This window comes from Chitinibacter sp. FCG-7, assembly GCF_040047665.1.
Lineage (GTDB): Bacteria > Pseudomonadota > Gammaproteobacteria > Burkholderiales > Chitinibacteraceae > Chitinibacter > Chitinibacter mangrovi.
In genome coordinates this window covers 740,923-754,633 of the sequence record NZ_CP157355.1, presented here as the reverse complement: position 1 = coordinate 754,633, position 13,711 = coordinate 740,923, and the positions used below count along the sequence as shown (strand labels likewise).

The following is a 13,711-nucleotide window of genomic DNA, read 5'->3' as shown; positions in this document are numbered from 1 at the left end:
ATTATGGGTATCACGCTAGCCGCGTATAACCTGGCAAAGTTAAAAACTCGACAAATTCATCACTGGTGGTGATTTGCTCAAACAAGCGGGCGGCCTCTTTGAGCGTGGCGCTATAGCGGCCTTGCTGTTCGATCTTGGCGACTTCTTCGACCAGCAATTGGCTAAACAGCGCGCTCGTCACCTTGCGGCCATCATCCAGCACGCCCTTGTGCGAGCGTATCCATTGCCAGATTTGCGAGCGGCTGATTTCGGCGGTGGCGGCGTCTTCCATTAGATTATGGATGGGTACGCAACCCATGCCCGCCAGCCATGAAGCCAGATATTGCACCCCGACCGAAATATTGCCGCGTACACCCGCTTCGGTGATCGGCGCTTCCGGTTGGAAATTTAATAAATCACCGGCCGCAACTTGCACGTCCAGCCTTTGTTTATGAATTTGATTGGGGTATTGCCCCAGAACCGAATCCCAGGCTGCCTTAGCAACAGGTACTAACCCAGGGTGTGCAACCCAGCCGCCATCGTAGCCATCACCTGCATCACGCTCTTTGTCGGCACGGACTTGCGCCATGGCCCGCTCGTTCGCTTCGGGGTCGGTTTTGACTGGAATATAGGCCGACATGCCGCCCATCGCCGGTGCGCCGCGCTGATGGCAGGTTTTGAGCAGTAATAATGAATACGCGCGCATAAATGGCACGGTCATGGTGATTTTGCCGCGATCAGCCAAACAGAAATCATCGTTGCTGCGGAATTTTTTGATGCAGCTAAAAATATAATCCCAGCGCCCGGCATTCAATCCGGCCGAATGCTCGCGCAATTCGTACAGAATTTCATCCATCTCAAAGGCGGCCAGAATCGTCTCAATCAGTACCGTACCTTTGATGCAGCCGTGCGGCGCTTTCAGCTCGGCCTCGGCCCAGGTAAACACATCATTCCATAAGCGCGCTTCCAGATGTGATTCCATTTTGGGTAGATAAAAGTAGCAGGAGCTGCCGATGCTCAGCCGATATTGCAGGTTGTGAAATACCACTAGGCCAAAATCAAAGAGCGAGCCTGACATGATTTCGCCGTCGACTTCGACGTGTTTTTCCATCAAATGCCAGCCGCGTGGGCGGGTCAGTAGCGTCGCGATTTCATTATTCAGCGCGTATTCCTTGCCTTCCGGGCTGGTATAGCGAATCGTGCGGCGATAGGCGTCATAAACATTAATTTGCCCTTCAATCTGGTTTTCCCAGGTGGGCGTGTTGGAATCTTCAAAATCAGCCATAAACGATTTGGCGCCGGAATTGAGCGCATTAATCATCATTTTGCGCTCGACTGGGCCGGTGATTTCGACGCGGCGATCTTGCAAATCTTCCGGTAGCGGGCTGATTTTCCATTCGCCATGACGAATGTGTGCTGTTGTCGCTAGAAAATCCGGTTTGACGCCTTGATCGAGCAGCGCTTGCCGGGCAATACGCGCTGCCATTAATTCACGGCGGCGCGGTTCGAATAAACGGTGTAGTTCGGCCAGAAAGGCGAGCGCATCAGGGGAGAGTATCTTCCCGAACTCGGCGCTGATATGGCCTTTGACGCGTATACCTGCCAATGTCGTCGACATGTCGTGTACTCCCACAATATGACTCACCCTTCATCTAGGCTGGGTGAGTGTTCTATACGCTGAGCAGCGAGCGAGAAGCCCAAAGACAAGGCAAAAAATGGCGAAAAACCGGAGCTTACAATGGTAAGTGAGGATTTTGAGCCATTTTCTAACGCTGGATTTGGGCTTCGCAGCCGTTGCGGATTAGTGAAATTGTTCGGCTTCGGTCGAGCCTTTGAGCGCCGTCGTCGATGACTGGCCTTGCTGGATCACTTGCGTGACCTGGTCAAAATAACCTGTACCGACTTCGCGCTGATGTTTAACTGCGGTAAAGCCACGATCGGCCGCCGCGAACTCAGCCTGTTGCAGCTCGACAAACGCGGTCATGCCCTCGCGCGCGTAACCATGCGCCAGGTTGAACATGCCGTAGTTCAGTGCGTGGAAACCAGCCAGCGTGATGAACTGGAATTTATAGCCCAGCGCGCCGAGCTCTTTCTGGAATTTGGCAATCGTCGCGTCGTCCAGATTTTTCTTCCAGTTAAACGATGGCGAGCAATTGTAGGCCAGCATTTTGCCCGGAAATTTGGCGTGAATGGCCTCGGCAAATTTGCGCGCGTATTCCAGATCGGGCTTGCCTGTTTCACACCACACCAGATCGGCGTAGGGGGCATAGGCCAGACCGCGAGAGATGGCTTGCTCCAGGCCGGGATACGTCTTGTAAAAGCCTTCGACAGTGCGCTCTCCGGTGCAGAAGGGTTTGTCATTATCATCCACATCGCTGGTCAGCAAATCGGCCGCTTCAGCATCGGTGCGCGCAACGATAATCGTTGGTACGCCCATCACATCGGCTGCCAATCGCGCTGCGACGAGTTTTTCCACGGCTTCACGCGTCGGCACCAACACCTTGCCGCCCATATGGCCGCACTTTTTCACTGAGGCGAGCTGATCTTCAAAATGCACACCGGCAGCGCCCGCTTCAATCATTGCTTTCATTAATTCAAACGCATTGAGGACGCCGCCAAAGCCCGCTTCGGCGTCGGCAACGATGGGAGCAAACCAGTCAATGCTGTCGTCGCCTTCGGCATGATGAATTTGATCGGCGCGGGCAAGCGTATTATTGATGCGGCGCACGACTTGCGGCACCGAGTTGGCTGGGTAGAGCGATTGATCCGGGTACATTTCACCCGCCAGATTGGCATCCGCCGCCACTTGCCAGCCAGATAGATAAATGGCTTTTAAGCCCGCTTTAACCTGTTGCATGGCCTGATTGCCGGTGAGCGCGCCCAGAGCATGCACATACGATTGCTCATGCATCAGTTTCCACAGCTTGTTCGCGCCGTGGCTGGCGATGGTGTATTCCTGCAGTAAATTCCCTCGCAGGCGCTCAACATCGGCGGCCGAATAGGGGCGTTTGATGCCAGCCCAGCGCGGGTTGGTTTTCCAATCGTGTTCAAGTGCGGCAATGCGTTCAGCGGCGGTACTCATAGCGTGCTCCCTGTGATCTTTGAAAACGGCGGGTCAAATCGAAAGACTGGTATTTATTGAAGCAGGAATATTTTGCATTGCAACAAATATTGCAACGCACAATAAATTGTAGTTGAAAAAACTGGACTACATATTGGGGCAATTACCTAGCGCTGCTGCTTTTTCAGCAGAAAAGCCCTTGAAATGATGTGGCTTATCCCAATCTACCCGTCATTCGCTGTTGGAGGACATCATGAATCAAGAAGTTAAGCCTGAATTGCACGAAGAAGTAGCCGCTCCTGCTGAGCAGCAAGAAGAACAAGCCCAAGCGCCAAGCACCGATGAGTTGCTGACTCAAGCTTTGGCTGATCTGGAAAAAGCCCGTCAGGATATTCTGTACGTGCGCGCAGAGGCCGAAAATGCACGCCGCCGCGCCGCAGATGAGACTGAAAAAGCCCGCAAATTTGCCGTTGAAAAATTTGCGCGTGAAATCATTTCAGTCAAAGACGCGATGGATATGGCCTTGCTCGATCAATCGGGCAACTTTGAAGGCCTGAAAATGGGTGTTGATTTGACCGCCAAGCAACTGGTGAGCGTATTCGAGAAATTCGAATTGCGTGAAATCAACCCAATGGGCGAGAAGCTCGATCCAAACAAACACCAGGCGATTTCAACCGTACCAAGCGACGAAGAAGCCAATACCGTCGTTCAGGTGATGCAAAAAGGTTACGAGTTGTCTGGCCGTACTATTCGCCCGGCGATGGTGGTGGTGGCTGCTGCCAAATAAGTGCTACCGATTCAAAGGCTTGAGCAATAAAAGCGCAAAAAAGCCTCTTGAAAAAGAAAACGGTATCCCCACTTAGCAATCATGGTTATTTAACAATACTGCCGCATCAAACGCACTGAATAATCAATGCGGCAGGCACTAGAGATGAAGGAAATCAAAATGGGTAAAATTATTGGTATTGACTTGGGTACAACGAACAGCTGTGTGGCTGTGATTGAAAATGGCCAACCTAAAGTAATCGAAAATGCCGAAGGCGCGCGTACTACGCCGTCCATAATCGCTTATCAGGAAGATGGCGAGATTCTGGTTGGTGCGCCAGCGAAACGTCAGGCGGTAACGAATCCGAAAAACACTTTGTATGCGGTAAAACGTCTGATCGGCCGTAAGTTCGTTGATAAAGAAGTGAAAAAAGACATCGACTCAATGCCGTTCAGCATTGTGTCGGCCGACAACGGCGATGCTTGGGTTTCTGTTCGCGACAAGAAAATGGCGCCACCGCAAATCTCTGCCGAGATCCTGCGCAAAATGAAAAAAACCGCCGAAGACTACCTCGGTGAAGAAGTAACCGAAGCGGTAATTACCGTTCCGGCTTACTTTAACGACAGCCAACGCCAAGCGACTAAAGACGCGGGCCGTATCGCTGGTCTGGACGTGAAACGGATTATCAACGAGCCAACTGCTGCAGCGATGGCTTTTGGTATGGACAAAGTTGCGAAGGGTGACCGCAAGATCGCCGTTTACGACTTGGGCGGCGGTACCTTCGATATTTCGATTATCGACATCGCTGACGTTGATGGCTCAACAGCATTCGAAGTATTGGCTACTAACGGCGATACATTCCTCGGCGGTGAAGACTTCGACCAACGCCTGATGGACTACATCATTGCTGAGTTCAAGAAAGAGCAAGGCATTGATCTGAAAAACGACGTAATGGCATTGCAACGTCTGAAAGAAGCGGCAGAGAAAGCGAAGATCGAATTGTCGTCTAGCGCGCAAACTGAAATCAACTTGCCCTACGTGACGATGGATGCAACGGGTCCGAAACACTTGGTGCTGAAAATTACCCGTGCCAAATTTGAATCACTGGTTGATGATCTGATCGCTCGCTCAATCGAGCCATGCAAGATTGCATTGAAAGACGCAGGCTTGAAAGCCTCTGACATCGACGACGTGATCCTGGTTGGCGGTCAGACGCGTATGCCTAAAGTAATGGACGCGGTAAAAGACTTCTTTGGTAAAGATCCACGTCGTGACGTGAACCCTGACGAAGCGGTGGCTGTTGGCGCGGCATTGCAAGGCTCAGTATTGGGCGGCGATCGTAAAGACATCTTGCTGCTGGACGTAACGCCATTGTCTTTGGGTATCGAAACTTTGGGCGGCATCATGACTAAGCTGATCCAGAAAAACACCACGATCCCAACCAAAGCGTCACAAACGTTCTCGACTGCGGATGATAACCAGAGCGCGGTAACGATTCACGTGTTGCAAGGTGAGCGTGAGAAAGCGTCGGCGAATAAATCGCTGGGTCAATTTAACTTGGGCGACATTCCACCAGCTCCACGTGGCGTGCCGCAAATTGAAGTGACTTTCGACATCGACGCAAACGGTATCTTGCACGTTGGCGCGAAAGACAAAGCATCGGGCAAAGAAGCGAAAATCACGATTCAAGCTTCTTCAGGCTTGTCTGAAGCTGAAATCGAAGCCATGGTTCGCGATGCAGAGCTGAACGCTGAAGAAGACAAAAAACTGCACGAATTGGTGAGCGCTCGCAACTCAGGCGAAGCCATGATCCATCAAGTGAAGAAAATGTTGACCGACGCGGGCGATAAAGTCACTGCCGATGAGAAAGTGGAAATCGAAGCGGCTATCGCTGAGCTCGAAGGTGTAGTGAAAGGCGACGACAAAGAAGTGATCGAAGCCAAAACCGAAGCGCTGATGAAAGCGAGCCACAAAGTGGCTGAGAAAATGTATGCCGAGCAAGCAGCACCAGAAGCTGGCGCGCAAGCTGCAGGCAACGACGCTAAGGATGACGGCAACGTAGTTGATGCTGAATTTACCGAAGTTAAAGAAAGCAAGTAAGGCGTGAGGCGTGAGGAGTAAGGGGTGAAGCGTCAACACCACGATTTGCTGGCATGGCAAGCTGCTATGCGTCTGGTCGAACTCGTGTATGCGTTTACCTCTACTCTCTCTCGCGATGAAGCTTTCAATCTGACTAGCCAGATGCGGCGCGCAGCTGTTTCTGTGCCGAGCAATATTGCTGAAGGAGCTGCCCGAATCACCGTGAAGGAATTCGGGCATTTTCTTGGTATTGCCCGTGGCTCACTTAGCGAGCTGGAAACCCAGTATTTGCTTGTTTGCCGATTGCAACTGGCTGAACCCTCACTATCACTGGAGGAAGGTCTGAATGAAGTGTTTGGTTTGCTCGGTGGTCTAATTCGTTCGCTCAAGCGTGATGATTAAGACACACCTCACACCTCGCACCTCACACCTCACACAAAATGGCAAAAAAAGATTTTTACGACATTCTGGGCGTTAATCGCGACGCTTCGGATGAAGAAATCAAAAAAGCGTATCGCAAACTGGCGATGAAATATCATCCGGACCGCAATCCGGATGCGAAAGATGCCGAAGAAAAATTCAAGGAAGCCAAGGAAGCCTACGAGATTCTGTCGGACGGCCAGAAGCGCTCGGCCTACGATCAATACGGCCACGCTGGCGTTGATCAGCAGGCCGGTATGGGCGGTGGCGGTTTTGGTGGCGGTGGTTTTGGTGACTTTGCCGATATTTTTGGCGACATCTTTGGTGGCGGCGGCGGTGGTCGTGGCGGCCGTAGCAACGTCTATCGCGGCGCCGATTTGCGCTACAACATGGAAATCACGCTGGAAGAAGCCGCGCGCGGCGTTGAAAAGCAGATCAAGATTCCATCGCATGAAGAGTGCGATAGCTGCCATGGCACAGGTGCCAAGCCCGGTACTGAGGCCAAAACCTGCCACACGTGTAATGGCCATGGCCAGGTGCGCGTAGCACAGGGTTTTTTCAGCATTCAGCAGACGTGCCCAACGTGTCACGGTACAGGTAAATATATCCCCGATCCGTGCCGCAAGTGTTCCGGCACGGGCCGCGTATCAACGCATAAAACACTGGCGGTGAAAATCCCTGCTGGCGTGGACGAAGGCGATCGTATCCGTCTGTCGGGCGAGGGTGAGCCGGGCGTGAATGGCGGGCCACCGGGTGATCTGTATGTGGTCACGCACATCAAGAAACACGCGGTATTCGAGCGCGAAGGTAATGATCTGCATTGCGAAATGCCGATCAGTTTTGCCATTGCCGCGCTGGGTGGCGAGATCGAGATTCCAACGCTGTCGGGTAAAGCACGGATTACTATTCCACCTGAGACGCAAACCGGTCAGGTATTCCGTTTGCGCAGCAAGGGGATCAAAGGCGTGCGCAGTGCGATTACCGGTGACTTGATGTGCCATGTGGTCGTTGAAACGCCTGTGAAGCTCACCGGCCGCCAGAAAGAGTTGCTCAAAGAGTTTGAAGAAATCAGCCAGGGCGATTCGGATAAACACAACCCACGTGCCAAATCGTTTATGGATAAGGTGAAGGAATTCTTTGCAACTTAAATGGATGGGTATTGCTCTGTAGAGCAATTAGCCATTGACTTGCAAGGTAATACCCTTGCAATCATTCCGAAAAAAAGGCCATTCAGATTGAATGGCCTTTTTGCTGCTGCGCGAAATAATTTAACGAGTCAATGCACCCGTTGGTGACATCATCGTCAGCTCGCTGAAATTCGAGCCATTACGTTTGCTTGGGCTGTAGTCGATGACAAAGCCGCCCAGATCATAGCGGCTCAGCGTACCCAGTGCGTTGTACACCGCAGCGCGTGTGGGTGCCTTGCCTGCGCGTTTAATGCCTTCCACAATTAGGCGCGCAGCCACATAGCCTTCGAGCATTGCGTAGCTTGGATACTTGGCAATGGCCGCCAGCGCTTCGTGTTTACCTGAGCTACCTGAACCGAGTTCGGCGTAAACATCGTTCTGGAATTCCTGCACCAGGCGTGCGCGCGTATTGTACGGGTAGGGGAGAACCTGGCTAATGCCCAGACCGTGCGCGGTTTTCTTGCCGATCTGCTTGGCGACTTCTTCAAATTGCACCGCCGAGAGCGCATAGAGCTGGGATGTGCCGCCGCTATTTTTGTATTCCTGCACAAACGTGGCTGCGGGTTTGGTCGTGGCCACCAGGATGACCGCTTCCGGATTGATTTTGGCTAGCTCTTTGGCGGCTTTCGTCGAATCGCCGGTTTGATTGTCGTACCAGGCTTCACCGGCCAGCTTGAGCTGTTTTTTCGCCAAAGCGGCTTTCAGTGCCGCAATACCCGCTTCGCCATAGCCGCCCTGCTGGGCCACGACGCCAAATTTGGTGACGCCCAGATTTTCATTCAGCAGTTTAACCAGACGGTCGACTTCAACCGTGTAGCTGGCGCGGGTATGAAATAGATAGGGGCTGCCATTATTGCGCAACGAATCGGCACCGGTGTGCGCGCCGACCAGCGCGATACCATTGGTATCAAGCACTTTGGATTTGAGCAGCGCGGCAATATTGTCGGTGCCATAAAACGAGATCAGCGCGGTCGCGTTTTCTTTTTCGATAAAGTCTCTGGCGTTTTTAACGGTGGTTTGCGGATTGCCGCCGTCATCACGGACCAGATGATTAATCAGCTCACCATTGACGCCGCCGCGACCATTGACCTGGTTGAAATAAATGGAGGCACCCATTGCCATGGCTTTGCCGGTTTCAGCGGCAATACCTGTGGTGGGGACCGATTGGCCGATGGTGATATCCGCGTAAGCCTGTGAGACCAGCGCAAGACTTGCAGCGATGATGAGTTTTTTTAACACGATGCACTCTCCCCTTTGCATGTGAATTAATGCGCCTCATCTTAAATTAATGTGGGCTGGTGGTATAGTGCTGGCTGAATTTGGCGGAGAATTTGCGATGCGGCGTGGCGTTTACGCAGGTAGTTTTGATCCAGTGACCAAAGGTCATCTGTGGATGATCGAGCATGGTGTGAAGGTATTTGACGAAATGATCGTCGCCATCGGTGAAAATCCTGACAAGAAATACACCTTCAGCCTGGAGGAGCGCGTGGCCATGCTACGCGAAACGACCAGCCAGATGCCTAATCTGCGTGTTGAAGTTTTTCAAAATCGCTTTCTGGTCGATTATGCGCGCGAGCAGGGGGCGCAGTTTATTCTGCGCGGGATTCGCGAAGCCGCCGATTACGAATTCGAGCGCAAAATGCGTTACGTCAATGCCGATCTGGCCCCGCACATCGATACTATCTTTTTAATGCCGCCGCGCGAAATTGCCGAAATCAGCTCGACGATGGTCAAAGGCTTGGTTGGCCCGCAAGGCTGGGAAGGCGTGGTCAAGCAGTATGTCCCCGATCCGGTCTTTATGCGTCTGCTGCACGGCTATAAAACGCTGGCCAAATAAATACACTATCGTTTTTCAAAAGGATTTTGTTGTGAGAATTGGTACGCCACTGAGTCAATCTGCCGTTAAAGTGATGCTGCTCGGCTGCGGCGAACTGGGTAAAGAGGTGATTATCGCTTTGCAGCGCCTAGGCGTTGAAGTGATCGGTGTTGATCGTTATGAAAACGCCCCCGGCATGCAGGTTTCGCACCGCAGCCATGTCATCAATATGAGCGACGCCCAAGCTTTGCGTACGCTGGTGGAAGCCGAGCGCCCGCATTTTATCGTGCCGGAAATCGAAGCCATTGCGACCGACGAGCTGGTGCGGATTGAAGCCGATGGCTTGGCCACGGTGATTCCAACCGCGCGTGCGACGCAATTGACGATGAACCGCGAAGGCATCCGCCGTCTGGCCGCCGAAGAGCTGGGTTTGCCCACCTCAAGCTACCGTTTTGCCAACTCATTGGCCGAGTTGCAAGCGGCTACAGCTGAAATCGGTTTTCCATGCTTGGTAAAACCAGTGATGTCGTCCTCCGGCAAAGGGCAATCTTTGCTCAAATCCGCCTCAGATGTACAAACCGCTTGGAATTACGCCGCAGCCGGTAGCCGTGTTGATCATGGCCGGGTGATCGTCGAAGGTTTTGTCGATTTCGAATACGAAATCACACTGCTCACCGTACGTTCATTAGCTGAAGATGGCGAAATTAAAACCTCGTTCTGCGCGCCAGTCGGCCATTTGCAAGTGAAGGGGGATTACGTTGAAAGCTGGCAACCGCAGCGCATGAACCCGAAAGCACTGGAACGCGCACAAGAGATTGCGCGCAAAGTCACCAACGCATTGGGCGGTCGTGGATTATTTGGCGTCGAGTTGTTTGTGAAGGGCGACGACGTCTGGTTCTCCGAAGTCAGCCCGCGTCCGCATGACACCGGCTTGGTCACCTTGATGAGCCAGTATTCCTCCGAATTCGAGCTGCACGCCCGCGCGATTTTGGGCCTGCCAGTCGATGTGAGCCAGCGCGAACCAGCTGCGAGCGCGGTGATTTACGGTGGCATGGAAGAAGCGGGTATCGCCTTTGATGGTGTTGCCGCCGCCTTGGCTGTACCGCGCAGTGATTTGCGCCTGTTTGGTAAACCCGAAGCGTTTGAGCGCCGCCGGATGGGCGTTGCTTTGGCTGCTGGCAGTGATACCGATGTCGCGCGTGATCGGGCGAAATTGGCTGCCGGGCTGGTGCAGCCGGTCGTGATCGAATCGGAATAGCCGTTCAGTCGGCCAGTGATTATTTTGTACTAAAAGCTCACAGAGAAGACCGCAGTGTTTGATACACTGCGGTCTTTGTACGTCTACACCCGTAAAAGTTGAATTCCATGGATCTCACCAGTTATCGCAATCGCCTTGCCAAAAACGCCCGCCACTGGGGCAAATGGGCGCGTCGTCAGGGTTTGCAGTGCTATCGCATTTATGAGCGCGATGTGCCTGAATTTCCGATGATCGTCGATATCTATGGCGATCGTGTGCATTTGCAGGAATACGATACGGGCTGGATGGAGTCGGATGAAGACTATTCGGCGTGGATCGACGAAATTCACGCAGCAACGGCTGAAGTGCTCGATCTGCCGATTGAGCATGTGTCGTTGAAAATTCGCAAGCGGATGAAAGGGCTGACGCAGTACGAGAAAAACGAAGAGTCGGGCGAATTTTTTGTTGTCGAAGAAAATGGCCTGAAATTCGAAGTTAATCTGGATGCGTATCTCGATACCGGCCTGTTTCTCGATCACCGCAATACGCGCAAACGCGTGATGGGTGAAGCGGCGGGCAAGCGTTTCCTCAATTTGTTCAGCTACACCGGTGCGTTTAGCGTTTACGCGGCCGCTGGCGGCGCGGCGAGCACGCTGACGGTGGATTTGTCGAACACGTATCTGGAATGGGCGGGGCGTAATTTCGCGCTCAACGGTATGGATCCAGTAAAGCATCAACGCGTACGCGCCGATGTATTCGAGTTTTTGCGTGAGGCCACTTGCAGCCCGCAAAAATATGACCTGATCGTGATGGATCCACCGAGCTTTTCCAACTCGAAAAAAATGCTCGGCGTGCTCGACGTGCAGCGCGATCACGCCTACCTGATCGAGTCGTGCATGAGCATGCTCGCGCCCGGTGGCGTGCTGTATTTCTCGAATAATTTGCGTAGCTTTGAGCTGGACCCGATGTTTGTCGGTCGCTGCGAAAATCTGACCGCGCAATCGATCCCAGAAGATTTCCGTAACAAGCGGATTCATCAGTGCTTTCGCTTTGTGAAATAAGTGCTGAGAAAAAACATAGCAAAAATCGTGGGGTTGAAATGAAATTACTGAAGCTACAACTGGCTAGTTTTCGTTGTTTTGAGAAATTTCAAATTGAGTTTGATCCTCAGTTGACCGTGCTCGTGGCTTCAAATGGCGCGGGTAAGACCTCCGTTTTGGATGCCATTGCCATTGCCCTTGGCCCTTATGTCGGTGCGTTTGATGAAGGAGCCGGCCGACATTTATCGCCAACTGATATTCTGCTTCGTCGTGTCCGAATTACGGACTCGAATGAAATGGAATATGCGCCATTAGGAGTAAAACTGAGCGCTGTTGGCCAGTTTCCAGATGTACTTTTAGAGCATTTAGGGGAAGAAGACCCCACTGATCCTCTTCATTCTTGGTCACGCTCTCTCCCTGGACCAAAAAAAACTAGAAACAGTGTCAAAGATGCAAAAAAGTTGGTTGATTATGGTAAGTGGCAGCAATTAAAAGTTCGGGAGGGGGTTGAAACGGTATTGCCAGTATTGGCTTACTATGGAACGGGGCGTCTTTGGCAGCAGAAAAAATTAACGCTGGGTAAGTTACCCAAGACCTCGCGTACCATCGGTTATTCTGACTGTTTAGATCCTGCATCTAGTTATAAATCGTTGGTTGAATGGTTCCGTTATTGGAATATGAATGCATTAAATGAGCGCCTCAAGGCTACACAAGCTGGGGTTGCATATACTCCGAGTGAGTTTGATGCTTACATTTCTTCCGTAGAAAACGCCGTCAATCTATGCTTGGCGCCATCAGGCTGGAAAAACCTTAATTATTCGTTCCGTCAGGAAGAGCTAGTTGCTGAGCATGATCAGTATGGAGAATTGCCGGTTGAGCAGCTTAGTGATGGCATTCGCAACATGATTGGCATGGTCGCTGATATTGCATTTCGAGCTACCAAACTCAATCCGCAATTGGGTAATCAAGCTGCAATTTCCTCCCCGGGAATTGTCCTGATCGACGAAGTGGATATGCACCTGCATCCAGAATGGCAGCAAGTTGTATTGTTAGGACTGACAACCGCTTTTCCAAATATCCAATTTATTGTTACCACTCACAGCCCGCAGGTGCTCAGCACGGTTGATAACAGCTGCATTCGTTTGCTGCGTCAGCGCGTAGAGGATGGCGCCACCCTCACGGAAGTCATCGCGCCGCCACTGCAAACCAAAGGCGTAGCCAGTGCCGATGTGCTGGCCACCATCATGGGTATTGATCCCGTACCCAATGTGCCAGAAGCGCAAGCCCTTTCCAGCTACAAGCAGCTGATTGAAACAGATCAGCTCAGCGATAACCCGGAAGCCGAGCAATTGCGCACAAGCTTGCTGGCGCATTTTGGCGCGAGTCATCCGGTCATGCTGGACTGCGAGCGCCTGATTCGTCTACAAAGCATCAAAAAACGCTTGCCGCCTGCACTGTCATCGGTGCGGGAGTAGTAGCGATGCATAAACTCAAGCGTGGTGCTGCACCTGCCTGTTTGGCGAAATTCCAGCATGGGCGTGACAATTGGAATGATGTTACTGCGGAGCAGAAGCAAACCATCTGGCAAGCATTGTTCACAATGCAAGGCGAACGTTGTGCGTACTGCGAGGCAAACATCAGCCATGCTGAGCGCCATATCGAACATTTCCGCCAGAAAGGTCGTGACGCTACCCAAACCTTTGTCTGGGGAAATCTGTTTGGCTCCTGCAATAACGGTAGCACTTGCGGCAAACACAAAGATGAACAGCCGATTTATCCGGCAGCCATACTGATCAAGCCGGATGTGGAAAATCCTGAAGATTTTCTGCGTTTTCACAGTAACGGCACGATCAGTATTCGCAAGGGGTTGAATGAAGCAGATCAACACCGAGCCAGCGAAACCATTCGCCTGTTTAATCTGGCCGATGGCTCCTTGCGCTGGCAACGTCATAAAGCTGCATTGGACTATATACAGACAGCAGAAGAAATCGCCGGGCTGGCAGCTGAAGATCCCGAATTGGCTGAGGCCTATCTGGCTAGTGAAATTACTGCGATTGTGCATTTGCCGTTTGCCACAGCAATCAAACACACCTTACAGAATATTTGAGCTGGCTAAGAAGACAAAC

The 13,711-nt window shown here is 52.1% G+C and carries 12 protein-coding genes; 9 read left to right on the top strand and 3 right to left on the bottom strand.

Annotation, left to right across the window (positions count from 1 at the left end; translation table 11 throughout):
- Window positions 1-10: 10 nt before the first annotated feature.
- The gene (aceB, locus tag ABHF33_RS03445; RefSeq protein WP_348945659.1) at window positions 11-1,597 is read right to left on the bottom strand and encodes a malate synthase A; all 1,587 of its coding nucleotides are present in this window, start codon (window positions 1,595-1,597) and stop codon (window positions 11-13) included.
- 183 nt (window positions 1,598-1,780) lie between these two features.
- Window positions 1,781-3,061, bottom strand: coding sequence for an isocitrate lyase (aceA, locus tag ABHF33_RS03440; protein ID WP_348945658.1), 1,281 nt, complete (start codon window positions 3,059-3,061; stop codon window positions 1,781-1,783).
- Window positions 3,062-3,281: 220 nt separating this feature from the next.
- On the opposite strand from aceA, the gene grpE reads away from it, so the two are divergent.
- From grpE to dnaJ, 4 genes are all read left to right on the top strand, one after another.
- Window positions 3,282-3,827 carry a nucleotide exchange factor GrpE gene (gene grpE, locus ABHF33_RS03435; RefSeq protein ID WP_348945657.1) on the top strand — a complete coding sequence of 182 codons (546 nt, stop codon included), beginning with the start codon at window positions 3,282-3,284 and terminating at the stop codon, window positions 3,825-3,827.
- A 159-nt stretch (window positions 3,828-3,986) separates the two neighbouring features.
- Window positions 3,987-5,906, top strand: coding sequence for a molecular chaperone DnaK (gene dnaK, locus ABHF33_RS03430; protein ID WP_348945656.1), 1,920 nt, complete (start codon window positions 3,987-3,989; stop codon window positions 5,904-5,906).
- Between the two features lie 24 nt (window positions 5,907-5,930).
- On the top strand, window positions 5,931-6,287 hold the full coding sequence (locus tag ABHF33_RS03425) for a four helix bundle protein (protein WP_348945655.1): 357 nt from the start codon (window positions 5,931-5,933) through the stop codon (window positions 6,285-6,287).
- 38 nt (window positions 6,288-6,325) lie between these two features.
- Window positions 6,326-7,453: a molecular chaperone DnaJ gene (gene dnaJ, locus ABHF33_RS03420; RefSeq protein WP_157314017.1), complete on the top strand. Its 1,128-nt coding sequence runs from the start codon at window positions 6,326-6,328 to the stop codon at window positions 7,451-7,453.
- Between the two features lie 120 nt (window positions 7,454-7,573).
- Here dnaJ and ABHF33_RS03415 read toward each other — a convergent pair whose 3' ends face one another.
- Entirely contained in the window at window positions 7,574-8,731 is a 1,158-nt protein-coding gene (locus tag ABHF33_RS03415) for an ABC transporter substrate-binding protein (protein ID WP_348945654.1), read from the bottom strand.
- 97 nt (window positions 8,732-8,828) lie between these two features.
- On the opposite strand from ABHF33_RS03415, the gene coaD reads away from it, so the two are divergent.
- The 5 genes from coaD to ptuB all read left to right on the top strand — a co-directional run bounded on the left by coaD (window position 8,829) and on the right by ptuB (window position 13,692).
- Window positions 8,829-9,329, top strand: coding sequence for a pantetheine-phosphate adenylyltransferase (gene coaD / locus ABHF33_RS03410; protein ID WP_348946592.1), 501 nt, complete (start codon window positions 8,829-8,831; stop codon window positions 9,327-9,329).
- Between the two features lie 31 nt (window positions 9,330-9,360).
- Window positions 9,361-10,566 carry a formate-dependent phosphoribosylglycinamide formyltransferase gene (purT, locus tag ABHF33_RS03405; RefSeq protein WP_348945653.1) on the top strand — a complete coding sequence of 402 codons (1,206 nt, stop codon included), beginning with the start codon at window positions 9,361-9,363 and terminating at the stop codon, window positions 10,564-10,566.
- Between the two features lie 107 nt (window positions 10,567-10,673).
- Window positions 10,674-11,606, top strand: a complete 933-nt coding sequence (locus ABHF33_RS03400) for a class I SAM-dependent methyltransferase (protein ID WP_348945652.1) — start codon at window positions 10,674-10,676, stop codon at window positions 11,604-11,606.
- 38 nt (window positions 11,607-11,644) lie between these two features.
- The gene (locus ABHF33_RS03395) at window positions 11,645-13,060 is read left to right on the top strand and encodes an AAA family ATPase (RefSeq protein ID WP_348945651.1); all 1,416 of its coding nucleotides are present in this window, start codon (window positions 11,645-11,647) and stop codon (window positions 13,058-13,060) included.
- A 5-nt stretch (window positions 13,061-13,065) separates the two neighbouring features.
- Window positions 13,066-13,692, top strand: coding sequence for a retron Ec78 anti-phage system effector HNH endonuclease PtuB (gene ptuB, locus ABHF33_RS03390; protein WP_348945650.1), 627 nt, complete (start codon window positions 13,066-13,068; stop codon window positions 13,690-13,692).
- Window positions 13,693-13,711 lie beyond the last annotated feature (19 nt).